The sequence below is a fragment of the Sulfobacillus thermotolerans genome (genome assembly GCF_039623705.1).
Lineage (GTDB): Bacteria > Bacillota > Sulfobacillia > Sulfobacillales > Sulfobacillaceae > Sulfobacillus > Sulfobacillus thermotolerans.
Window position 1 is genome coordinate 1578669 of sequence record NZ_CP133983.1, and the last position, 22002, is coordinate 1600670.

The 22002-nt window shown below is 52.5% G+C and carries 20 protein-coding genes and 1 pseudogene; 10 read left to right on the top strand and 11 right to left on the bottom strand.

What is annotated here, in order from left to right; all coding sequences use genetic code 11:
• The first annotated feature begins 3 nt into the window (after nt 1-3).
• The gene (locus ORD20_RS07985) at nt 4-258 is read left to right on the top strand and encodes a hypothetical protein (RefSeq protein ID WP_430626070.1); all 255 of its coding nucleotides are present in this window, start codon (nt 4-6) and stop codon (nt 256-258) included.
• Between the two features lie 164 nt (nt 259-422).
• On the opposite strand, the gene ORD20_RS07990 is transcribed toward ORD20_RS07985, so the two are convergent.
• From ORD20_RS07990 to ORD20_RS08005, 4 genes are all read right to left on the bottom strand, one after another.
• Entirely contained in the window at nt 423-1160 is a 738-nt protein-coding gene (locus ORD20_RS07990) for a PspA/IM30 family protein (protein ID WP_103376837.1), read from the bottom strand.
• 147 nt (nt 1161-1307) lie between these two features.
• Nucleotides 1308-2831, bottom strand: a complete 1524-nt coding sequence (locus ORD20_RS07995) for an ATP-binding cassette domain-containing protein (protein WP_430626071.1) — start codon at nt 2829-2831, stop codon at nt 1308-1310.
• Nucleotides 2821-3276, bottom strand: coding sequence for a hypothetical protein (locus ORD20_RS08000; RefSeq protein WP_103376835.1), 456 nt, complete (start codon nt 3274-3276; stop codon nt 2821-2823). The genes ORD20_RS07995 and ORD20_RS08000 overlap by 11 nt, the downstream gene beginning before the upstream one ends.
• A gap of 14 nt (nt 3277-3290) precedes the next feature.
• Nucleotides 3291-5249 (bottom strand): glycoside hydrolase family 15 protein, encoded by a 1959-nt coding sequence (locus tag ORD20_RS08005; RefSeq protein WP_103376834.1) that lies wholly within the window; start codon nt 5247-5249, stop codon nt 3291-3293.
• A 455-nt stretch (nt 5250-5704) separates the two neighbouring features.
• Between ORD20_RS08005 and ORD20_RS08010 the strand changes: the two genes are divergently transcribed.
• Nucleotides 5705-6661: an NAD(P)H-dependent flavin oxidoreductase gene (locus ORD20_RS08010; RefSeq protein ID WP_103376833.1), complete on the top strand. Its 957-nt coding sequence runs from the start codon at nt 5705-5707 to the stop codon at nt 6659-6661.
• Nucleotides 6662-6699: 38 nt separating this feature from the next.
• On the opposite strand, the gene ORD20_RS08015 is transcribed toward ORD20_RS08010, so the two are convergent.
• Complete coding sequence (locus ORD20_RS08015; protein ID WP_103376832.1) at nt 6700-6960, bottom strand: hypothetical protein; 261 nt, start codon at nt 6958-6960, stop codon at nt 6700-6702.
• Nucleotides 6961-7066: 106 nt separating this feature from the next.
• Entirely contained in the window at nt 7067-9007 is a 1941-nt protein-coding gene (locus tag ORD20_RS08020) for an FAD-linked oxidase C-terminal domain-containing protein (RefSeq protein ID WP_430626072.1), read from the bottom strand.
• A gap of 40 nt (nt 9008-9047) precedes the next feature.
• Here ORD20_RS08020 and ORD20_RS08025 point away from each other — a divergent pair, with 40 nt between their 5' ends.
• Nucleotides 9048-9551: a pirin-like C-terminal cupin domain-containing protein gene (locus tag ORD20_RS08025; RefSeq protein ID WP_430626073.1), complete on the top strand. Its 504-nt coding sequence runs from the start codon at nt 9048-9050 to the stop codon at nt 9549-9551.
• Here the strand turns inward: ORD20_RS08025 and ORD20_RS08030 are convergent.
• On the bottom strand, nt 9548-10201 hold the full coding sequence (locus ORD20_RS08030) for a hypothetical protein (RefSeq protein WP_103376829.1): 654 nt from the start codon (nt 10199-10201) through the stop codon (nt 9548-9550). The genes ORD20_RS08025 and ORD20_RS08030 overlap by 4 nt on opposite strands.
• A 23-nt stretch (nt 10202-10224) precedes the next feature.
• Entirely contained in the window at nt 10225-11259 is a 1035-nt protein-coding gene (locus ORD20_RS08035) for a hypothetical protein (RefSeq protein WP_103376828.1), read from the bottom strand.
• 199 nt (nt 11260-11458) lie between these two features.
• Between ORD20_RS08035 and ORD20_RS08040 the strand changes: the two genes are divergently transcribed.
• From ORD20_RS08040 to ORD20_RS08070, 7 genes and pseudogenes are all read left to right on the top strand, one after another.
• Nucleotides 11459-12283 (top strand): alpha/beta fold hydrolase, encoded by an 825-nt coding sequence (locus ORD20_RS08040; protein WP_103376827.1) that lies wholly within the window; start codon nt 11459-11461, stop codon nt 12281-12283.
• Between the two features lie 545 nt (nt 12284-12828).
• A complete protein-coding gene (gene kdpF / locus ORD20_RS08045; protein WP_103376826.1) occupies nt 12829-12912 on the top strand; it encodes a K(+)-transporting ATPase subunit F in 84 nt (27 codons plus the stop codon).
• A 19-nt stretch (nt 12913-12931) separates the two neighbouring features.
• Nucleotides 12932-14629 (top strand): potassium-transporting ATPase subunit KdpA, encoded by a 1698-nt coding sequence (gene kdpA / locus ORD20_RS08050; protein WP_103376825.1) that lies wholly within the window; start codon nt 12932-12934, stop codon nt 14627-14629.
• A gap of 220 nt (nt 14630-14849) precedes the next feature.
• Nucleotides 14850-15767: pseudogene (locus tag ORD20_RS08055) on the top strand (HAD-IC family P-type ATPase); the annotation flags it as partial.
• Nucleotides 15768-15790: 23 nt separating this feature from the next.
• On the top strand, nt 15791-16126 hold the full coding sequence (locus ORD20_RS08060) for a potassium-transporting ATPase subunit C (protein WP_430626074.1): 336 nt from the start codon (nt 15791-15793) through the stop codon (nt 16124-16126).
• A gap of 11 nt (nt 16127-16137) precedes the next feature.
• Nucleotides 16138-17124, top strand: a complete 987-nt coding sequence (locus ORD20_RS08065) for a GAF domain-containing sensor histidine kinase (RefSeq protein WP_430626075.1) — start codon at nt 16138-16140, stop codon at nt 17122-17124.
• Nucleotides 17099-17794 carry a response regulator gene (locus ORD20_RS08070; protein WP_103376822.1) on the top strand — a complete coding sequence of 232 codons (696 nt, stop codon included), beginning with the start codon at nt 17099-17101 and terminating at the stop codon, nt 17792-17794. The genes ORD20_RS08065 and ORD20_RS08070 overlap by 26 nt, the downstream gene beginning before the upstream one ends.
• Nucleotides 17795-18320: 526 nt before the next feature.
• Here ORD20_RS08070 and ORD20_RS08075 read toward each other — a convergent pair.
• From ORD20_RS08075 to ORD20_RS08085, 3 genes are all read right to left on the bottom strand, one after another.
• Nucleotides 18321-19214 carry a tyrosine-type recombinase/integrase gene (locus tag ORD20_RS08075; RefSeq protein WP_103376821.1) on the bottom strand — a complete coding sequence of 298 codons (894 nt, stop codon included), beginning with the start codon at nt 19212-19214 and terminating at the stop codon, nt 18321-18323.
• Between the two features lie 94 nt (nt 19215-19308).
• Nucleotides 19309-21381: a transposase gene (locus ORD20_RS08080; protein WP_430626076.1), complete on the bottom strand. Its 2073-nt coding sequence runs from the start codon at nt 21379-21381 to the stop codon at nt 19309-19311.
• Entirely contained in the window at nt 21318-21914 is a 597-nt protein-coding gene (locus tag ORD20_RS08085) for a DUF4158 domain-containing protein (protein WP_430626077.1), read from the bottom strand. The genes ORD20_RS08080 and ORD20_RS08085 overlap by 64 nt, the downstream gene beginning before the upstream one ends.
• Between the last annotated feature and the right edge of the window lie 88 nt (nt 21915-22002).

Below are 22002 nucleotides of genomic sequence, written 5' to 3' on the forward strand. Positions count from 1 at the left end.
AACGTGTGCGCGACGCTGAAAAACCACCATCTGGCCCGGTCCATAGCCGATATGAGCAGCATTTGCGAATTTCGGCGGCCACTGGAATACAAGGCCGAGCGGCGCGGTGGCTTGGTGATGGTGGCCGACCGTTGGTTTCCCTCGAGCGAGACGTCCAGAAATCTTCTGGCGTATGGCTTGTCCCGCCTCAATGGCTCTACGGCAAGTTCCGCCGGATGCGAAGTCTGTGGAGAGGACGTCAGCTTTCCAGCGGCTTAGGAAGGTGAGGAGGTCTGATAGAACGGGTTCCCTCTGCATTGCCTAAGACGCCCATATCCTCAACAGCCCCCGTGTGGGGGCGAGTATATGAAATACGAACGCTGATATGTGATAAGCAAGCCGACGGCCGGAGAACAAAGCGGGCACCGACTTGCTTCATTGCGTCATTGCTGGGGCGGATCAAGGGGTTTGGATGCGCCTTGCATTTCGGCCTTGAGTTTGGCGAGTTCATTTTGCACATCACTGCTTGTCTTGGCTTGATCCAGCTGTTGGCGAATGGTATCTCCGTTAGAGGCGCCGGGCAAGGCTTGAAAATCTGGTGATGCGTCCAGTTCGTCAATCGCTGATGCTTTAGCCTGCATCGCAGCAATTTTGTCCTGTGCCCGTTGCAGTGCACCCGAAATGTCCTCGGCGTGTTGGGTAATGCCCGTCACTGTTTCGCCGACTTGCACTTCAGCCTTAGCCGCCGAATATTGGGCCTTCATCACTTCTTTTTGGGTACGGAAGCTCTCAATTTGGCTTTCTAGTTTTTGCTGAGCTTGCGTGAGCTTATCTTGCTCGGCTTGCGTTTGCTGAATATGGGTTTGGAGGTCGGCAATTTGTTGATCCATCGTGCTCTTCATCGATAGGGCTTGCGTCGCTAAATCATCGCGCCCCGCTTGCACGGCGTCACGAGCATCTTGCGCATATTGGTTGGATTTTTGCTGCAAAGTAGCCACTTGCATTTCCAGCTGTTTTTTTGCGGTGGCAACCTGAAGAATATGGCTCCGTGTCTCTTGTAGGGCCTCTTGCATCTTTTGAAACGAGTAATCTAAGGTTTCGGTTGGATCTTCGACGGCGTCGAGCGCTTTGTTAGCCTTGGCGCCTAAGATGGTCTTGACTCGTTCTAGCAAACCTGCCATGCGCTGATTCCCCCTGACTTGTGATTATCCTCAGTATAGTCCTTCTGCCCGGGTTCGGGTGGTTGTTAACTGGCATTGTGCAAATATTGCCGGTCACAGAAGACAATGATGGCCTCCTTATAGGCTTTACGTAGGTCTTGGGCTTTACTATTCTTGGCGTAGGGCGTCGATGGGATTCAAAGACGCGGCGTGGGAGGCAGGAATCGCACCGGCAATGATAGCAACCCCACCGCCAAACGCAAGACCCATGATGATGAGCCATACGGGTAATGCAAAAATCGTGTCGCCAGCCGCGGCATGTGAGACAAATCCGTTGATGAGAAGGCCCACGCCAGATCCGATGGCGAGGCCGGCGACAGCCCCCATCAGACCAATGGCTAAGGCTTCGAGTAAAAATAAGCGGGAAATGTCCCGGCGCCTGGCACCCACGGCGCGCAAGACCCCAATTTCACGGCGTCTCACGCGACCGGCTGAGACTTTGGGTAAAATCCCGTTGACGGACCATAACGGTGTGGGTGGCAAGGGCAGCAGAGCAGTGGTCGTCGCACGATTTCGCCACGTTACTCCGCTCAAAAAGGTCATATTCGCATAGGCTCCGCGGGAACCTGGGAGATGGGCGAAGGTGAGCAATGTCCGAGACGTAATGGGCTGGGAGTGTCCCACAACGGCTTGGGGCCCAAATAGGCCGTTGTCCGTGGTTTGGCTTTGGGGAGAGACGTTAATGGCTGTCAAGGGCCCTAATGATACGACGGAACCGACTACGTGGGATTTCAATCCACTGCCCAATCCCATGAGCAGAATCATGGCCGCCACACCAATGGCGATACCGAGACCCGTCAAAATGCCCCGAGATAATCGGCGGGCGAGAGAATGCCATGCCATCCGCCACAGAGCGGGCCATTTCACATGCCTCAAGGGCGTGTCAAGCGGTGTCACGGCAGTCAGGGCCATTGGGGCGGTTTCCTCCTGTTTAAGGTCGCCATGCAATACCCCGTCGCGAATTCTTAGGACCCTGTCGGCGCGGGCGGCAAATTCCTCGTTATGAGTGACAATGACGACACTGTGGCCATCCTCATGGGCTAACGCAATCAACAACCGAATAATATCTTCGCCACTCGCTGAATCTAGGTTGCCCGTGGGCTCATCCGCGAGGATTAAAGGGGGATTGGCGGCTAAGGCACGGGCTATCGCCACACGTTGAGCTTGGCCGCCCGACAATTGACCGGGGTAATGGTTGGCACGGGTTTCAAGGCCCACGCGCTTCAGGAGTTCCAAAGCCCGCGCACGGCGGGCTGTCGTAGGGACGCCAGCCAGCAACAAGGGCAACTCGACATTTTCCAATGCGGTCATACTGGCAATTAAGTGAAAGGCTTGAAACACGAAGCCTACGGTTTCTCGGCGATATTGGGCTAATTGATCAGAGCTCCACGTACTAATATCTTGGCCAAACACGTCCACATGGCCCTCGGATGGACGGTCCATGCCCCCTAAAATATGCAGCAACGTAGATTTCCCGCCGCCCGATGGCCCTAAAATCACGGTTACGGTGCCCGGGGCGAGTTCAAACGAGACATCAAGAAGTGCCACCACGTCTTCAGTGCCGCGTTGATAATGTTTGCTCACATGGTGCAAGGCCAAGACCGGAAGAGTTGCCATGGGCTCAGATGGCATTGCGATCACGGTCCTTTTTCAGTACGAGGCCGCCAATCGATCCTGCGAGGAGGGTCAAACAACCGTAAATCAGCACCGAGACTATCCAGTCCGTGAGATGCGCCGCGGGGGAATTGGCGAGCGTAACAAATTGGTGCAGGGCTTGAGATGACATCGGATGATTGTGCAGTTCACGTTTCACATCACGCGGCGTGAGCTTGACAAAGAAAGGACTCAGCCCGGTAAAGAATCCGTAGATCGCCCCGGTTGCTGACGCAAACCAACCAGGATGCCCGTGGTGCTCTTTGGCATACTGTCCTGCGATAAAGGCGACCACTAAAATCAAAAAGTCCAGAAGATAACTAAACACCAAATTGTGAAACGGGGCAATTAAGGCAATCAGAAACTGCACGAGCCCCAAAAATAGCGCAGCCAGCAAGTACTGCCAAAACGGCCGATTCGTCATCGTCATCCGTCCTTTCAAAGCGAATGGTTGAGGAGTACGCGGTAGCGGTCAATGTAATGCAACACCGTTGACGCGAGAGCCGCGTGCGACCACGTGAGCGGCGAAACCGAGAGGGGTTCGCCTGTCTGAGGATGCAGTTGTTCGGGCAATGCCCCGCTGGGCAAGGCATGATCCGCCACCCATAACAGCGTTTGACGTGCCGGGGCGAGATCGGAGAGTGCTTGGGCTTTGGCAATCTTCCAATCGGCTACCCACAGGGTGGAGATAAACCAAGGGTTGATATCGGCATTGCTAAAGCGAAAATAGGAATCGTCTTCATAACGCCCGATCCCTCCTACATCGGTGGCTACTGTGAGCGTCTCTTCAACGGCTTGCATGGTGCGGACCACGCGCTCATCATCTGGGGGCAAGACCTCAAATGCCCACAGCGCGAAGACACTACTATCAATCGTTTTGTCTTGGTGCCAGCGGCCATTCTCCTGGATGAGTCCCCGGACAAAAATACCACGTTCGGCATCGTAAAGCTTGGTCATAATTCCGTGGTGAATAGCCGCCGCGGTTTTCCGGTAACGTTCGCTTAAGTAGTCATTGCCATAGAGGTGAAAGAAGTTGGCTGCAGCCATCAACCCGCCATAGACGGCACAACTCGTAAAGGTAAAGATCCCGTAGCGTTCTTCCCACAAATCATAGCTGGGCTTGGGCAAGCTTAATGTGTTGTCAATGTACTGGGCGAGAAAGGCCGCTGCTGGGCGAATTAAGGTGTCGTAGACAGATTGGGGAAACTCAATTTCTTGGTGGTGGGTAAAATCGCGCCATAAGGCCATCAAGGTGAGTCCGGTTTCATCTTCTTGAATGGGCAGGCGCCGTTCATTGCGGACGATATAAGGATGCCAGCTAGAGCCGGGAGTGCCGTCAGGATTGTATTTATGGCGCAAATATCCTTGTTCTGTCAAAGCCTCTGCGCAAAACCGAAAAAACGGCCGCACCATACCGTGATAACCAGCCTCCGACATGGTCATAGCAGCTAAAGCGCCGTCACGCGGCCATACGTAATTGTAATGGTCGCGGTTGTATTGCAAGATGTCGGAATCTAATGCCGCGACAATAGCCCCATTAGCGTCCGCATGCGCCCGAACCATAAGAAGACTCGTGTAGAATAGGTTTTGTACAGATTCTGGCAAATCAGCAAACCAGGTGGCCGATTTGTCGGCCCAGCGCTGCCAGTAGACCGTCACCCGGTCTAATAATAGATTCGGTCCGCTATCTTTCACGTAGTCATCGAGGTCACTCACTTCTTGCAAATTGCTCCCGATGGTCATCCAGTAATTCAACGTCTGGGACTCATGCGGCTTTAGGAACATACGAAAGCTGATGACACTGTCTACCGAGCCTTGGGCAATGGGATTTTCCATTAATTCGCCATCCTCCGCATCCCGCCAGGTCCCCTCGCTATGATTGAAGCGTTTCACTCCGGTCGAATATTGAAAAAGCCGCGAGCCTTCGGTTGAACCGTTAAACAAAAAGTACACATTGCGTTTGTAATGATAGATGACGTGCCGCTCGGGGTCATAGACGGCGGTATCACCCACCTCCGTTTCACTAATCATCAGGTCGTTGTTGAAAAAGATACGCACTTCCCGGGCCACATCTGCGGTATTGGTAATCGTCATCCGTTTAAGATAGATGTTCAACCGCTGATGAACGGCATCCTCCGACGTGATGGACAGTTCCAAATCGGGATGTTCGGCGAGGACCCGGGTGACCAATGATTTTTCATGATAGCCGATGTCGAACGTCCACGCCGGATCGCGGAACCAGGAAAATTGGCCGTCCACCCATAGCCCAATCGCGCAGCGATGACCGCCCACATGATTCAGTTCTCCCACAAAAGGGTAATAGATATCTCTAATTTGTGCTGTGTCATCAAATCCAATGGCAATATGTCCATTGCCAATAACAAGGTGCCGTGGCATCGTCTGTAATCCCGTCCTTTGTAAGGGCAAATCGTTAAGAGGAGGGTCGCGGTGCCCCGGAAGTTGAAAAGTGGTGGCCGCATCCGTCCTTCATCCCTTTATCCCGCAGAATAACGATGTTGGAGAGATTGCGCAAGTTTCCTACGCGAAATGCATGCAACCATGGGTGGCCTGCCTGGTTGATGAACGGCGAAGACAAGGCATGCCGTTCTTGGGCTGTCGGAGGCACAAAAACGCAGGCAACGTCTAAGAGATACCTGGAACTCAAGGGCTGGGGGACTCGCTGGCTCCGTTAGACTTCTTGCGTACCGACCTTGGTCCCCAAAGCTCACGCTTATACTTTTTTAATATGCTGCTCGCTTGGATAGAGCGGTTGGTCAGCTCCCATCATTGTATGATATTCCTAGATAGTCGCGATCGTCTTAGCGAAGAGAAAGTAAAGGGGGTCAAGGGAATTGATAGCAACACGATTGACACACGAATGGACGGTGCGATATCCCCTTGTTTGTGCGCCAATGCTTGGTGTCTCAGGAGGAAAACTCGCGGCCGCTGTGCACCGTGGGGGAGGCCTAGGCTTTATTGCGGTAGGGCCGATTAATGACGGGGATTGGTTAGCGCATGAGGCACAGACGGTGCCTACCGGAACTCCTTTTGGGGTCGGGCTTATTGCCTGGGATTTGTTGCGGCGACCTGAATTGTTAGATCAAGTCATTCGAGTCCAGCCTTCTGTGATCTCCATATCGTTTGGCTCTGTCGCTCCATATGTAAAGAAAATTCATGAACACGGGATTCGCATTGTCACACAGGTGAATACGGTGGACGAGGGTCTAAAAGCTCAAGATGAGGGGGTTGACGCTGTTGTCGTACAAGGCTGTGAAGCAGGCGGACATACCGGCCGAGCGCCCTTGTGGCCTGTACTCCAAGCGTTGGTCGGGCAAATCGAGGTACCGCTTTTAGCGGCGGGAGGCATTGCCACCCCGCAAGGGGTGGCTGCTGCGCTCATGGGGGGCGCTGACGGTGTCTGGGTGGGGACGCGCTTTATGGCCAGTTACGAATCCTTATTACCTGAGTCTGTTATTCACCGCATATGCCAAGCGGGGACAACCACAACGATCTTGACCAGCCTGTTTGACAATGTCCTTAATGTGCCGTGGCCTGCCCGTTATCCGGGCCGTGTGCTGCCCAATATCTTCACGGACCAGTGGCTAAACCGTCCCTTAACAAATCAAGCGCGCACTCAACTGCAAGAAGGCATCACAAACAAAGACCCCGAGCTTATGCCTGTCTATGCAGGCATGGGCGTAGGGTTTGTCACGCACCGCGAACGGGCCGCGGATATCGTGCGGGACTTGATGGAGGGTGCATGCACTTGGTGGAAAACACGTCAGACGCTCTTCACGGTAGGGGAGTAAAAAAACGGGCTCACGCCCGCTCTTTTACTCCCTTTAGGTTACAGTGTCGCGGGGGGTTCTGGCGTTGTCGCGGTTTGACGCTTGGTGAGTTCGGCTTGAATCATGTCGATAGCATCATTTAAGGTGTCTCGCCGGGCCGTGAGACGCCGCATCATCGAACGGAGCGTAAAATCATCCAACTTTGCGAGCGTGTCATGAGAAAAATTGGAGAACGGAACAAAGCGATGCAGCAAGTCCTGAATTCCTGCATCCAAGCGGTCGAAGTCAAAAACTGTGTCGTCGTTGAATGTGAACTTCATCGCTGTGACCCTCCTTTAGTCGCTTGCCTCTCACATCAAATATTGTACCACGCAAGGCATGAGAGAACGGTGAAAAAGTGAGCCGGGCCCGACAAAGCTGTAGACGTTACCACAGATGCGTGAAAAGGTTGCGCGGATCCGCCATATGCACAAGGCGTTCTTGAATGGCTGTCAGCCCACTATCTAGCGGCTCATTGACCTGCCATCCGTGAGAATCTAGGGACCGAAAAAACTGAAATGGCTCGGGCTTGACGGTGCTGATCCAGCCACTGCCGTCGGGTTGATGATACAACAGCGGCGCTGTGAGAGGACTTGGTAAACGACCGACCCCAAAATAGTGCGTGCCGCCTTCTTGTTGACGGGTGCGCTCTTGTGAGGTGTACCATCGCCGGATATCGCTTAAGGCCGAGACGCCGTCCGCATCGATGGGAACAATCCCAAAGTCTTTGAGTATGTGGCGAATGGCTACCACCTTGCGATCGAGGTCAGGTCCTTGCACCATGATGTGCCCTTGATTTTGGGCCATCCACAGACCTTGAGGGCCTAGCGCCATCATGTTGAGAGCGTCGACCAAGGCCATTAGCTGATCAGACGTCATCATGTCCACAGGAAAGCTCAAGTGGACCGGCCGCGTCGCCCAAGGAACCAAGCGCAGAGTGGCATCGACAATCAGGCCCAAACGGCCTAAAGAACCCAAATATAACTTGGGCATATCCAGTCCCGCCACATTCTTCATCACACTCCGTCCGTAGCGCAAGAGGCGTCCTTGGCCGTCAATGACGCTCACGCCTAACACCCAATTTTTCAAAGGGCCATAGCCCATATGCAGCATGTTGGGCCAGCCTTCGCTTAACAGCGCGGCTAAAGAACGGTGTGGCCCTAGTGTCTTGACCGGAAAATCCAAGTCATGGTGGTGAAGAAATGTTTCGATCTCCGACACGTCTAGACCGCCTTGAATGCGAATGGTCATATTGTCCGCGTCAAAGTCTAAGATGCGGTTTAACCCTTCGAGGGACAGATTGGCCGTTCTAGCCGAGTGGGTGCCCATATAAATGGAGTGATGGTTATGGTAGCACGACCGCACAAAGTCGATTAATTCCGGCTCGGACTGCGGCCGATATAAACCGGGAGACGACGGTTCAACCGCTAACGATCCAGGGTCTGAAGCTTGTGGGATGACGGGATATACGGCTTTGCCGGGATTTAAAATCCCATCAGGATCAAAGGCGGAGCGGACCGCGGCCATGACAGCTCGTTCGTCTTCGTTAAACATCAAAGGCAATGACGGCAATTTATCAATACCAACACCATGTTCGCCGGTTATGGAGCCGCCGAGTTCGGCGGCCTTTTTCAAGATGGCGGCATCTGCGCGCTTCATCCGGGCGACTTCATCCGCATCGTCCGGATTAAACGGAATCAGGGGGTGCAGATTGCCATCGCCGGCATGGGCGACCGTATTAATAGGAATCTGTTCTTGGGCGCTAATGGTCAAAACATACGCCATCATTTCGGCCAGGCGTGGGCGTGGAACCGTGACATCTTGCACCCATAAATGGGGACTCAGTCGCGCGGCGGCGCCATAGGCAGCGCGGCGCGCAGCCATTAAAGCGTCAGCCTGAGCAGGGCTTTGGGCTACGGTGACAGGACTGGCCCCCAACAAGCCCAACAGCTCATGCAGACGACTGAGCTGATCGCGAACACCTTCTAAGGTCCCATCTACTTCAATCAGGAGCACCGCTTCACAATCTGGGTATCCTGCATCGATGAACGGGCGCACGGTGTCAAGGGTAGCTTTGTCTAATAGCTCCAACGTGGAAGGGAGCAATTGGGCCTGAATAATGGCAGAGACCGCCGTTACCGCTTCGGGCAGACCATCAAATCCTGCTAATAACGTGCCCACCGCCGGCGGCTTGGGTAAGATGCCCAAGGTCAATTCCGTGAACAAAGCCAAGGTGCCTTCTGACCCCGTGAGAATGCCAGGCCAATCGATCAGAGTAGGCTCAGCGGGACAGGTCGCCATCTGTCCATTGGCTAAAATAACTTTCATGTGGGTGCAGCTATGGGTAAACCTGCCCCGACGCCTGAAAATGACCCCGCCACGGTATCAAAGTATTTCAGCGGACAAGGTTTTGCTCTTAGCATCGAGTGATGGAACCGCGATTATTCGCCTGATTGCCGGCTCGTTAGGCTCCTTTCAAGGCCCTGGCGTGACTTGGACGCCCATTACGGTCGCACATGTCAGTGTGACGGCCAATGCCCAGTTTCGCACGACATGGCCTGCGTCGTATAACGCCATGGCCTACATTTTAGCCGGGCAAGGGCGGGTCGGAGCCGATGACGCACCCGTTGCTGAAGGGGATGGGATTGTCTTTGGACCCGGTGATACGGTGCGCATTCGCGCCAATGCGCAGCAAGATGCTCCAACGCCGCGTCTAGAGCTCTTATTGCTTGGGGGAGAGCCCATTCGTGAACCCATCTTTTCCTACGGGCCGTTTGTCATGAATACCCGATCCGAAATATTACAAGCGATTGAGGACTTTCAATCCGGGCGCATGGGCCACATTCCTGCGTCGCAATTGTTCGGAGACTAAAACCATCGCGGTTGAAAAGCCACCAGGGCGTTTTTTAGGTCTTGCTGCACAACGCTAGGGGGATAGCGAGCAGGTTCCTTGGGACCAACGAAACGCCCATAAAACACGCCGGCGGTTTGTAGAGGTAGATCTATAGGCGTGGGGGCATCTGGGGGCTGCCAGGAGCTCATCCACTGCGCGTAGCCAATACCGGGAAATGTGCAGTGGATGACGGTGCGACCGTCTTTTGCTGGGTACCAACGCCGTTGACTTCGTGCGGTCGCTTCCCATAAAGAAGGCAGGACCCGGCTGACGGTGTTGGCTGTCACCTCTGGATCTTCTTCCCAATGCAGCAAAATCAATAGCAAACTAATCCATGGGCGCTGATCGTCGAGACGGCGCAGGCGACTGGCCACATGCCGAAGCTTGAGGCTTTGGGCCCCCACCGCCGTGACGTGCGAAGTCTTGGCACCGGGGTGGGACGCTAACCAATGGGCCAGCTCTTCATATTGGATGAGACGCATGGGGCGATATGTGCTTCCATGCGGATTTGGCACAGTTCTCACTTCCAGGAGGCCTTGTGTCACAAGTTGGTTGACTAACTGTAAAGAACAGTGCGCCAGGTCCGCCGCGTGCGCGAAGGTCACCCATGTCTCACGGGGCTGCTCCACGACTCATGCCTCCTTACACTGCACTAATAGGAGTACCATGTTGTCGCCATCGTAGCCGCCGCGACAGGGTTAGCATACGACGGGATGCGAGTGTCAATATGCATAAGATAGCGGCCGTCGATCCAGTCGATATGCGTGACGGCTGTGTCCGCTAAAAGAGGAGCAGGGTGGATGAGGTCCACCATGATGAGCCCTGTATAGGGGGGCAGATAATGCGCATGAAGATATCGTACCAAGTCATAAGCGATGTTTTGTTCATAGCGCGGGCTACCTCCCGTAATTTCTAACGTCCAATCCCCTTCATTCCAGATCAACTTGGCATTATTAAACGTATGACCGAACCCATAGGCAGTGGCCATCAGGGCCGCATGCGGAGGGCCCACCACTAAGGTTTCTTTGCCCGTCGCATTAATAATTCCTTGGCGGGCGTTCCATAAAGGGTTGAATTGGCGCAAGGTGGTTTCATCCAAGGCATTAGTGCCGACAACATTGCTTGACAACTCTCTAATCCCAAAGGACCCCACAAAAGGCGTACGGGATAAGACCTGGGAAATCTCTGGGCTATTGACGGGCTCGTTTTCGGTCGTGTCGCGCAGGTGCACGGTCCAATGATTACGTCCGACGACGGTTTGGGCGGTGAGAAATCCCATCCCCATAGTCGGAGCATAAGCGGCTGTAGGGATAATTCGCGGACCGGCCAACGGCAATACCGTATGGCCTTGGATGGCAGCAAGTGCCTGTTGGACAACGGGATTAAAAGGCGACGCAGTTGCCGCATCCAAAGACGTGGGTGATGGTACCGTCGTTGTCACTGTGGCGTGCGAGATCGGTGTTACCGTAGGCTGCGCGGGGCGCGCCGTGGCCGACTCGGGTTGATTCGTCGTTTGCACCGGGTCTAACGAGGGCGCTGCTGATACCTGGCTAACGTGAACAGAATGAGAGACAGGAGGGGACGCAGGCTTCGGGGGTGTTGGACTGACAGCACTGAATTGGCCGCAGCCCCCTAACAAGAGCACGGATAGGACACTGCTAGCCCAAAGGACGAAACGGCGGTTCATGTGTTTTTGCCTCCTCAGTTCTCTGTCAGCCATAACGCTTCTCATCTCTTTTAGGTTACATCCAAGTGTTGTTGCCGTGTCAAGCAGTATTCTCCATGGCGACATGGTCCATGCTTGCAAAATTTTGGACGCGTTGACATGACTAGTCATTACAAAGAGATGGTCCATAGGTAAAATAAAAAGGAATGGAGGCGATGGCGTGTTCGTAACGGCAGGAAATATCACGCTCGCGGTCGATGTGGTAGGAGATGGCCCACGACCCATGGTCTTTCTTCATGGGTGGCTCATGTCTAAGGAGAGTTGGGCGCCATTGCTGCCCCATCTTTCATGGCACGATTACCGCGCATATTTAGTGGATGTACGCGGATTTGGCGCAAGTGCTAAACCCCCGTCAGGTTATGCGATCGAAGACTATGCGCGGGATACGATTCGACTCATTCGGCGATTAAACATTGCCCCCGTGGTTCTTGTGGGCCACTCTTTTGGCGGGGCCGGCTCATTATTTGTCGCGGCCAAACTGCGTCATTACCTGGATGCGCTTATTGTCATGGATACGTTTCCAGGGGGAGCCGCCCCTTCGAGTGCAGGACGGACCCGCCATCATCTCGAACGGGTGCAGCAGCTCTTGAATCGTACCCCGGAATCCAAGCGAATGCAGGTACTGAATCGCATTTGGCTGCAGGCCTTCTATCAAAAGCCTGATGACAGGGCTATGGTGTTGCAAGATCAAGCTTCCCGCGCCATTTTACCCCACGTCCTCGAGCAAACCATTCATACCAACCTCACCACCGATATCGAACGGCTATTGCCGCATATTCAGTGTCCGACGTTAGTTATTCGGGGCAAGTATGACCGCATGTTAGCGCCAGGAGACGATCCGCTCAAAAAAATCCCTCACGCCGAATTTGCCATCATTCCCGATGCCGGACACTACCCCATGATTGAGCAGCCTAAGTTGGTGAGCGCAGCGATGGAGAATTTTTTGCAACGCCACTCCCAGCGAGTCGACAAGCCTTGGCGTTAAGTCTTAGGAGAACCTCACCTTGTTGGACTGTGGTTTGGGATGGCATTGATCGACGGCACATATGGATAAGGCGCCCGAGTGGAGTCCGCGCTTAACCCCTCAATAGATGCAAAATTCCCCAATCTCCGATTCTGCAGAAGCCAAATAGTCTTTGTGGGTTGGCACCCCACGGTCTTTCGAAACCGGCCACCGGCCGGACCCAGTGACATTCCTGACATGTACAAGTCAATGAATCCCATCGAAACTTCGGGCACACGGCTGATCTCTCCATGCTAAGGAGACCAGCCGTTTGGCATGGAAATAATTTTTTACGGCATTTTTACGGTTTTTTTACTAGAAAGCCCTGAGGCGCGGTCTTATATTGGGTAGCGCACGTGGAACAACGTGAAGAGCTTAGTATCCGAATAAACGGTCTGAAAAACGGTGGCAGGAAATGGAGGTTAAACGTGGCAACCCTGGGATTAGGACTGCTTTTTGTGGGGTTATATCTCGGAACCATTGGGCTGATGTATTGGTTTCGGAAATTATGAGGGAGACGGTGTGTGATGGGACATTGGGCGCTGCTGATTCTTTCGATGGTGATTATGGTGTATCTAGTCTACGTGATTATCCATCCGGAAAAATTCTAAGGACGGGAGGAAGACGACCGTGACAGTCAGCACGATGGTAGTATGGGGAGTGGTCATTGGAGGATTGCTTCTGTCCTTAAAACCTTTAGGGACCTATATGTATAAAGTTTTTACGTTTCAACCCACGTTATTCGATCGACCGCTTAAACCGTTGGAAAATGTGATCTTCCGCCTCATCCATGTCAGTCGGGATAGTGAGATGACGGCGTTAGAATACGGGGTCTCGTTTGTGTTGATGAATATGCTTTGGGCATTGATGGCCTACACTTTATTGAGAGTTCAAGGACTGTTGCCCTTCAACCCCCAACACTTTCCCAATCTCAATGCCCCACTCGCCTTCAATACCTCAGCCAGCTTTACCACCAACACAAACTGGCAAGCCTATAGCGGGGAAAATACCCTCTCCTATTTTTCTCAATTTGCCGTGTTGGAATTTTTGCAGTTTGTGACGCCTGCGAGTGGCGGTGCCGTGGGACTGGCTTTTATCCGCGGGATTACCGGCCGCAAATTGGGAAACTTCTTTGTCGACTTGACGCTGCTCTTAACGCGGGTGTTACTGCCGTTGGCTTTGATTTTTGGGGTGGCCTTTGTCGCAGCAGGTGTACCGGATACCTTGGGACCATATCTGCACCTTCACACCTTAACGGGTCAAACCCAAATTGTTCCGCGTGGGCCGATTGCCGGCTGGGAAGCGATCGAGCATTTGGGGCAAAACGGAGGCGGATTTACGAACGCCAATAGTGCCAACCCCCTTGAGAACCCCTCGGCATTGACCAATGTCCTACAAAGCATTGCCATGGGTCTCGTCCCGGTAGCGTTTTTCTACATGTTCGGCTTGTTCGCAGGAAAGAGGCGTCTCGCCTGGACCCTGATTGCTGTCGCTGGTACCCTGTTTTTGGCGATGTTGGCGATGATTTATTTTCCCGAAGCTTCAGGAAATCCCGTAATCAATCTTCTAGGGTTGTCCGGCCATGGCAATTATGTCGGTACCGAATTACAACAAGGCATCGGAGGAACTTCAATCTTTGAGACCGCTTCAAACGCCTTTACGACGGGTTCCGTGTCAGCCGCCAATGACAGTTTTTTGCCTATCCCCAGTTTAGCCTTATTTCTCGGGATGTTTCTCAACATGGTTTTTGGGGGTAAAGGAGTCGGGCTCCTCAACATGCTCATGTTCGTTTTACTCACTATTTTTCTAATGGGGCTGATGGTGGGCCGTACCCCGGAATTCCTAGGCAAGAAAATTGAAGCAAAAGAAATTTCGCTGACGGCCATCGCATTCTTGCTCCATCCCTTGCTGATTTTGGTGGGCTCAGCGATAGCGGTCGCGACGCCATCAGGAATGGCAGGCGTATTCAATCCCGGTCCACAAGGGCTGTCTGAAATTCTTTATGCCTTTACATCGGGGGCGGCAAACAATGGGTCTGCCTTGGGGGGATTGGGCGCATCCCTACCGTTCTACGAAATTGCGATTGGTGTTGTGATGATTCTTGGACGCTATGCATCGGTGGTGTTGATGCTGTTAGTGGCGGAGTCGTTATGGCAGAAGAAAGCGGTTCCGGAAACATCCGGGACTATGCACACCGATACCCCGTTATTTGCAAGCATTCTGTTAGGGGCGATTATTGTTCTCAATGCCCTCACCTTCTTTCCAATAATGGCGCTCGGCCCGCTCGCTGAACATTACCTACTGGTGGCCCACCATGTTTTTTCCTAGCGAACAGGGCCTAATGAGGAGGAGTTTTTGATGGACAATACCATTCGTACGCAACCCGCCGCATCTCGGCCATCACGCTTTGGGGAGCTTGTGCGTGATACCCTTGTGAAGTTAGACCCCCTCCCCAGACCACAGCGAGCCATGACGGATGCTTGTTGAACTTGCCCAGCATATTTTACAGCGTCCACAGGCCTTGGCGTTTTCAGGAGAGTCGGTGCCGTTTTCGGCGAATACCCGAATGAGTGGCGTCGACTTAGCAGATGGACGCCGTGTTCGCAAAGGCGCGGTGGATGCCATCGTTAAAATGGTTGGGCAGGCACCTAAGGCCTTGGAAGAGGCCGCAGAACGCGTGGCCCGTGCTGGCGGTACGCCGCTTGCTGTGGCCGTCGATAATCGGGCGTTAGGCATTATTCGTCTTAAAGACGTGGTCAAACCGGGGCTAAAAGAGCGGTTTGCTAATTTTCGGGCTATGGGTATCCGCACGGTGATGGCAACGGGCGACAATCCCATTACCGCACGGGTCATTGCAGACGAAGCCGGCATTGATGAGGTCTTAGCGGAGGTGACGCCCGAAGGGAAACTGGCATTAATCCAAAAGGAGCAAAGCCAAGGTAAGTTGGTGGCTATGACCGGAGACGGGACGAATGATGCCCCGGCGTTGGCCCAAGCCGACGTAGGATTAGCTATGGGTGTGGGAACAATGGCCGCCAAAGAGGCTGGAAATATGGTTGACCTTGATTCCAATCCGACGAAACTGTTGGACGTCGTAGAAGTCGGGAAGCAACTCTTAATTACCCGAGGAGCACTGACGACCTTTTCGATTTCCAATGATGTTGCCAAATATTTTGCGATTGTCCCCGCGATGTTTGCCGGGGTGCCGCTGTTACATGGCTTGTCGGCTTTGAATATTATGGACCTTAAAACGCCGCAAGGCGCTATTTTGTCAGCATTAATTTTTAATGCGCTCATCATCCCCGCATTGATTCCCTTTGCCGTGCGCGGCGTGAAGTATCGTCCCCAATCCGCCGACCGACTGCTCTTACGCAACATCTTTAACTGGGGCGTCATCGGGGTCATTATTCCCTTTGTGGGGATTTGGGGCATCGACCATGTCTTGGGATTATTTGGGTTGGCCTAAAGGTCAGAAAGAGGAGGGATATTATGGGTCAGACCATGAAGCGTGCAGCCTTATTGACCGTGATATTATGGGTTCTATTAGGATTAGGATTTCCCTTGGTGATGGTCGGCATAGGCCAGTTGTTCTTTCCCTGGCAAGCCAATGGGAGCGTAATTACTGTCCAAGGGCGTCCGGTGGCAGCACGGCATGTCGGCCAATATTTTGGGAACACGCTGCAATATTTTTGGGGTCGGCCATCAGACACCACGTCAATTACCACAGGCAAACTTCAGCCGTATAATGCGTTTAATTCGGGGCCAAGCAATTATGGACCGACGAATGCCGCTTTACTGCCTTTTTACCGCCGCGCGAGTCCTTGAATCGGGGCGTTTTGCAATGGGTCTACCAACACGGTGAGCCTGTTGGGTTTGGTCAACGGCACAAGCCGGAACTCCTCTATCTTCCCTTGAAAACTGAGGACACTATCCATGGGGTGATGTGCCTGGGTGAATATGGGCACGGTCACCAGTTCACAGATGACGAACGTCAGACCATAGAAGCGATTACGGGATTGGCTGCGGTGTCCGTGGCACGCGTTCAATATGAGGAAGCAGCTCGCAAAGCCGATCTCATGGCGGAGTCCGAGCGCTTGCATGCAGCGCTTCTTGACTCAATTTCCCATGAACTCAAGACGCCTTTGACCATGATCATGGGGGCGGTCGATCATTTGGTCAAGGAACGTGGCGGGCTACCAGATGACCAACGCACACTGCTTATGAATGTCCGATCGGGAGTCTGGCGTATGAACCGCGTGATCACAAATTTATTGGGTATGGTGCGTATTGAGAGCGGGATGCTGCGACTCAACTGCCAGCCTTGTGATGCATCGGATTTAATTGGAGTCGTATTGCGCCAATTATCGGAGGTATTAATCACGCATCCCTTATCCGTCACCATTCCTGATGATGTGAGTCCGCTTTGGGTTGATGAGATTTTAATTGAACAAGCCTTGGTGAATGTCCTGAGTAATGCTGCCAAATACTCGGCGGACGGCAGTCCTATTGAAATTGCATGCCAATCGACCGACTCCGCTATTACCATAGCCGTAAAGGACTGGGGCATAGGGATAGTGCCTGGTGAAGAGGAAAAGTTATTTCAAAAATTTTACCGCTCCTCCTCGGTGCAACACATTTCCGGAACGGGTCTTGGGCTTGCCATTTGTGACGGCATTGTCCGAGCACATGGGGGGCGAGTTGTGGCCACCCGTAATCAACCAACAGGAACGATCATGACCATAGAGTTGCCAAGAGTCTCGGAAGGGGAACCATTACAGGAAAGGGGGAGGCAAGACCATGAGCGTGGCCGCTTTGATCATTGATGACGAAGTGGCGATTCGCCAGCTACTGCGCGTTATGCTCCATGATTTCGGCTATATGATTTACGAAGCGGGCACGGGTCAAGAGGGCATCACCATGGCATCGGCGCTGCATCCTGACGTCATCCTTTTAGATATTGGACTGCCCGATATGAAAGGCACGGATGTCCTTCAGCAAATTCGTCAGACATCCGCGGTGCCGATCATTATGTTGACAGTGCACGATGATCAACACCAAAAAGTTCTGGCATTAGATCAAGGAGCTGATGACTATGTCACGAAACCTTTTGGGGAACAAGAATTAATGGCGAGAATACGCGTGGCATTGCGTCACCGTCAGGTCATGTCCGCACCGACCGTGGTCCGCGTCGGCGATCTGGTTCTTGATCTTGTTCAGCATCGTGTGGAACGAAACGGTACGGTCATCCATTTAACGCCGATTGAATATGAACTTTTGCGCGTGTTAGCCATCAACGCAGGTCGGGTGGTGACGCACACCCAATTGCTACGAGAAGCATGGCATGAGGCGACCTATCAAAATGATGGCCACTATCTCCGCATTTATATTGGTCATCTCCGCAAAAAAATTGAAGCAGATCCCACACGCCCTCATTACATTATTACGGAACCCGGTGTTGGATATCGCCTCATGGAGCCTGATACAGAGGGGTAAGGGCACGAGGGCTAAGTGAGCGCATAGCGCAAGCATCCCGCCCGTAAAGGCGGGATGCGAGGTCTTAGACCAGACGCTTTCGAAGGAGACGCATGGCGAGATGTTGCAGGTCGACCCAGAGCACGTGCAGAAAGGATGCCAAAAACAGGCCGAGCACTACGGCATTATAAAATAAATTGTGGCTATGCCGTACCACGTGATCGACCGGGCGTGGAGCAGAGCGTTCGACCATTAACCATCCCAACCTTTCTGTTCTAGAGGATGTGTTTGAAGGAGCCAGATACATCTAATAAACGGTACATCCATTACGCTACCCGATAAACGGGATGAAAAATAGGCCCGGGCACACAAAGTCGCGCCCGTTGCTACAGTTTTGCAACCACGATATCTACCGCACCCTTTGATATCGTCAAATGACCTAAAGCGCCATAATGACAGCTTTGGATTATTTGTTCTATGGTGACCCGTACCGCGGGTACGGCAACGATTCCTTGAATTTCGGGCCATAAGCAATTCCCAGACGGGGCTACAGTGAATTGATTTTCTCCAGGATCTTTTTCCGGCTGGGATTCGTGTACATCAGTGTGGTATGAATGTTACTGTGTCCGGCAATTGCTGCGACTTCATGGACATTTAATCCTTTCTCCAGTGCATTCGAGCAAAAGAAATGTCGTAAATCATGGGGAGAAATCGGTGGGTGAATACCCGTTCCTTCGCTGTACTTGACGAAGAATTTAAAAGCCGTGATCCGTGAGAGTTGTGGACTCCGGTTGCTCAGAAACAGGTAGGGACTGACATGGGCCAAACCGTATTGGCCCCGCTCCTGCTTCATATAATCACGGATTAACCGAACCACTTTATCGGACAAGAAAACGGTGCGGGTTTTGTTTCCTTTGCCGCTGCGAACAACCAATTCCCTCGATTCTAAATGGACATCGTGCAATTCGAGATGCAACGCCTCACTAATTCGCAATCCGGTGTAAGCCAGTAAATTCACGAGCGTATAGTCCCGCTGGTTTTGGCTTTCCAACACGGACTGAATAAAACGCTGCACTTCTTGTTCCGTATGTATTGCAGGAGACGCATACTGTTGTTGGATCTTTTTCTTATCATTCTTGTGAATGACTTGGTCTGATTGAATGCCTTTGGCCACGAGATATTCATTCCAAGCATGAAGACCCGCCATGCGGACATTGAAGGTCGCCGCACTGACGGTTTGCCGATTCAAATCCTCTTTGTATTCCGCCACGTTTTCGGCAAACAACTGGGAGGGGGCTTTACCGTATCGACTGGAAAACCAAACCATGTACTTGGTTACGGATGTGATGTAAGACGTGACCGTGTTCTGGGATTTTCCCTGGACGACCAGGTGCTCGCGGAATTCCTGCAGCACGGGATCGCCGAATAAATTATGTTTCATGGGAACAACGCCGCCTTTATATCAATTATGTTTCTTTACATCGTCCTATTATAGCTCGCGGACTGTTGCAATGAAACATAAATGATATTATGTTTCATTGCGACGATGGCGTCGGTACCCCCCCTTGAACAATCGGCACATCGAATGCAAGCTCTGGTGGACGGCGAGTGGGGTCAATCCGATATTTCCCAAATCGGTTGACGTGGGTCGTCAGGTAGGGACTCAGATCGGAGATCACCTCCTCCTCATACGCATTGCCTTGTAACGTGTAGTCATGAAGAACGCGACTTAAGGCAAACACGTTATAAAAGATGAGGCAGTTAGAAACCAAGTGGTTGTATTTGATGATTTTCCGCTGTTTTTCCCGGTCGTTTTCTCCGATAATGCCGTCCCCGCCGAAAAACACCCATTTGGTAAAGCCGTTGAACGCCTCACTTTTGTTGGTGGCTTCTTGAATCGTCCGCCGCAACGCTTCGTCGGCCAGATACTTTAGTAAAAATCGCGTACGAATGACATTCCCTAACGCCTGGAATGCTTGGTACAAGCGGTTTTTTCGGCTGTAGGTCCCCAGTTTGTTTAAGATGGTTGAAGGCGTAATGCGACCGGCTTTGATCGACATGGCCACTCGCAGCATATCCGGAAGGTGTGTTTCAATCAGTTGCCAATCGATTGGAGAGGAAGAAAACAGTGCATCGATATGCTGATACTGTGATTCCTTACTCGGTCGATAAAAGTCCAGATCGTGCCAATTGCGGATCCGCGGCATCAATTCAATCCCCAGCAAATAAGCGAGGCCAAAAATTGGAGCACTTTGGCCTTGGGTGTCCGCGTGTAAAATATCCGGCTGAATATCGGATTGGTTGTGGATGAGAATGTCCAAGATGTAGACCCCTTCCCAGACACCACACGGAATAAAATGACTGAATAACGCAATGTAGGTGTCCGACACGTGGTAATAACCGATTCCCCCGTATCCCCCGTACCGAATGTGATATTCCGAGAGTAAGTTCTGTTCATAGAGGTCCCACTTAGTTCCGTCGGCCGAGGCGCGTTCGCCGGTTCCCCAATATTTTGGAAGGAGAAATTTGTTGTAGGAGTTGAGAACATAGCGGATGGCCTCCTCCAAATTCTCTTCCGTGACGTGCCTTTGATTGATCCAGGCGATTTGTTTTCGATCCATGGTTCCCAAAGACCGCGCCGTTTGGGTCGGTCCCAGGTTGCATCCGTAACAGAACACCGTGGTGAGATAGCGCTGGTCCGGGTCTTCGAGCTTGGCGTCATGGCCCGAGATGGGACCGAAGAACCGTGTCCAATTCAACCAGTATTCGGTATCCGCCAGCATGTCCAGGATGTTGATCGGTTCCAAATTGTCGGCAATGTATCGTTCCAAGGCCTTTAGCCCTTCCGGAGCCGACTTCGCTTTCAATTTCGTGACCACCGCTTGGCCGTTTTCGATGCGTACCTGTTTGTTTTGTGGGAACGATAAATCGGTGTCATTGGCTACTCGTGCTAGGTCGGATCGAATGCATTCCCCAAAAGACGATCTATTTGAAGGCAAACCAGCCTGGTCACAAAATGCCTCAACGCCTTGCTCGTACTCCTCCCACGAGATCAATTGTTCGCGATAATCCGCATATTTCTCGCTGCCTTCAATACACAGATCCCCGGATTTCAGCTCCCGCATGACGTGAGTAAACACACACACTTCAAAGTGTCGGCGGTTGATTTCTTCCGGCATGGATTTTCTCTTACGTTGAGGGCTAATCCACCGCCACCAAGAATCCGGTACCCACGAGAGATCGACCAGGGGGACTCTTTCTGACTCATCTTTTCCCGATCCCTTCTTGACCATTTGGACGGTCGGAACCCAATCCGCTCGTGAGTGCTGATGGGATTGTAAGAAGGTAATGGCTTGCTCCATCAAGGTATCCTGGCTCGTGGAGCGCAGTCGAATGGAGTGGAGAATTTTAAACAAGGTGGCTCGATGACTCTTGTAGTGTCGCCAAAGAAATGGGTAATAGTTGTTGCCCGCATAACCCAGGTGGGATTCACAGCCTTCTAAAAGAGTCGCTGTTCGGTCACCAATGACATTTTTCAATGCCTCTACGCGTTCTTCGGCACTGCCTTCGGTTTGATAAGCCGTGAGAAAATCCCGGAGCGTCGCCACGAGTTCATCGGTACGCTTTTGCTGCGGGCATAAATGTGACGGGCAGCCTCGGCCAATGTATTGAACGCGGGCAACTCAACATTTTGTTGGATCAGTTTTTCCATCGCGACATTGACCAAGTCGGCCGGCTCATCTTTCACTAACGCCACCTCAGCCATGGCATTGACCATGATTTGTCGGGCTTCCCGATCAAAAAATCGTATACCCAGGTAATCTCGAATCAATGCCCGGTGACGCTTATGCGTACCGGATGCGTGGTACTTGTTCCAACCGTCCGAAGACCGTAAAGGAATTCCCGCACACTGGGCAATATGATCCATGATGACCTCCGGAATCTCGGTAAGGGGCACGAAATACCCAAGCCGTTGGGATATTTTCAGCAGGACTAAGAGACCCAGGTGGGCCACATCGCCTCGAGTGTTCTGTTCCGCCCATATCAGTTCTTCGGGAGTAGGAGTATATATTTCGTTTAACTCTTTTTGTGAGTAGCTGCTTTTCAGTCTCGGATAAGCCGTTTCTCGAACACTGGGCAACTCTTTCACCCCCTTTGCCGACCGAACCCGCCAGTCAAAGCCGCAACTAAACCGGGAGATTCTATGTCGACTCGTGTCCAGAGAAGTA

Bases quoted from the DNA above. Each gene is read 5' to 3' on its own strand.
- ORD20_RS07990 (WP_103376837.1), bottom strand. From the start codon at position 1,160: ATGGCAGGTTTGCTAGAACGAGTCAAGACCATCTTAGGCGCCAAGGCT.
- ORD20_RS07995 (WP_430626071.1), bottom strand. From the start codon at position 2,831: ATGCCATCTGAGCCCATGGCAACTCTTCCGGTCTTGGCCTTGCACCAT.
- ORD20_RS08000 (WP_103376835.1), bottom strand. From the start codon at position 3,276: ATGACGAATCGGCCGTTTTGGCAGTACTTGCTGGCTGCGCTATTTTTG.
- ORD20_RS08005 (WP_103376834.1), bottom strand. From the start codon at position 5,249: ATGCCACGGCACCTTGTTATTGGCAATGGACATATTGCCATTGGATTT.
- ORD20_RS08015 (WP_103376832.1), bottom strand. From the start codon at position 6,960: ATGAAGTTCACATTCAACGACGACACAGTTTTTGACTTCGACCGCTTG.
- ORD20_RS08020 (WP_430626072.1), bottom strand. From the start codon at position 9,007: ATGAAAGTTATTTTAGCCAATGGACAGATGGCGACCTGTCCCGCTGAG.
- ORD20_RS08025 (WP_430626073.1), top strand. From the start codon at position 9,048: ATGACCCCGCCACGGTATCAAAGTATTTCAGCGGACAAGGTTTTGCTC.
- ORD20_RS08035 (WP_103376828.1), bottom strand. From the start codon at position 11,259: ATGAACCGCCGTTTCGTCCTTTGGGCTAGCAGTGTCCTATCCGTGCTC.
- kdpF (WP_103376826.1), top strand. From the start codon at position 12,829: ATGGGACATTGGGCGCTGCTGATTCTTTCGATGGTGATTATGGTGTAT.
- ORD20_RS08060 (WP_430626074.1), top strand. From the start codon at position 15,791: ATGGGTCAGACCATGAAGCGTGCAGCCTTATTGACCGTGATATTATGG.
- ORD20_RS08070 (WP_103376822.1), top strand. From the start codon at position 17,099: ATGAGCGTGGCCGCTTTGATCATTGATGACGAAGTGGCGATTCGCCAG.
- ORD20_RS08075 (WP_103376821.1), bottom strand. From the start codon at position 19,214: ATGAAACATAATTTATTCGGCGATCCCGTGCTGCAGGAATTCCGCGAG.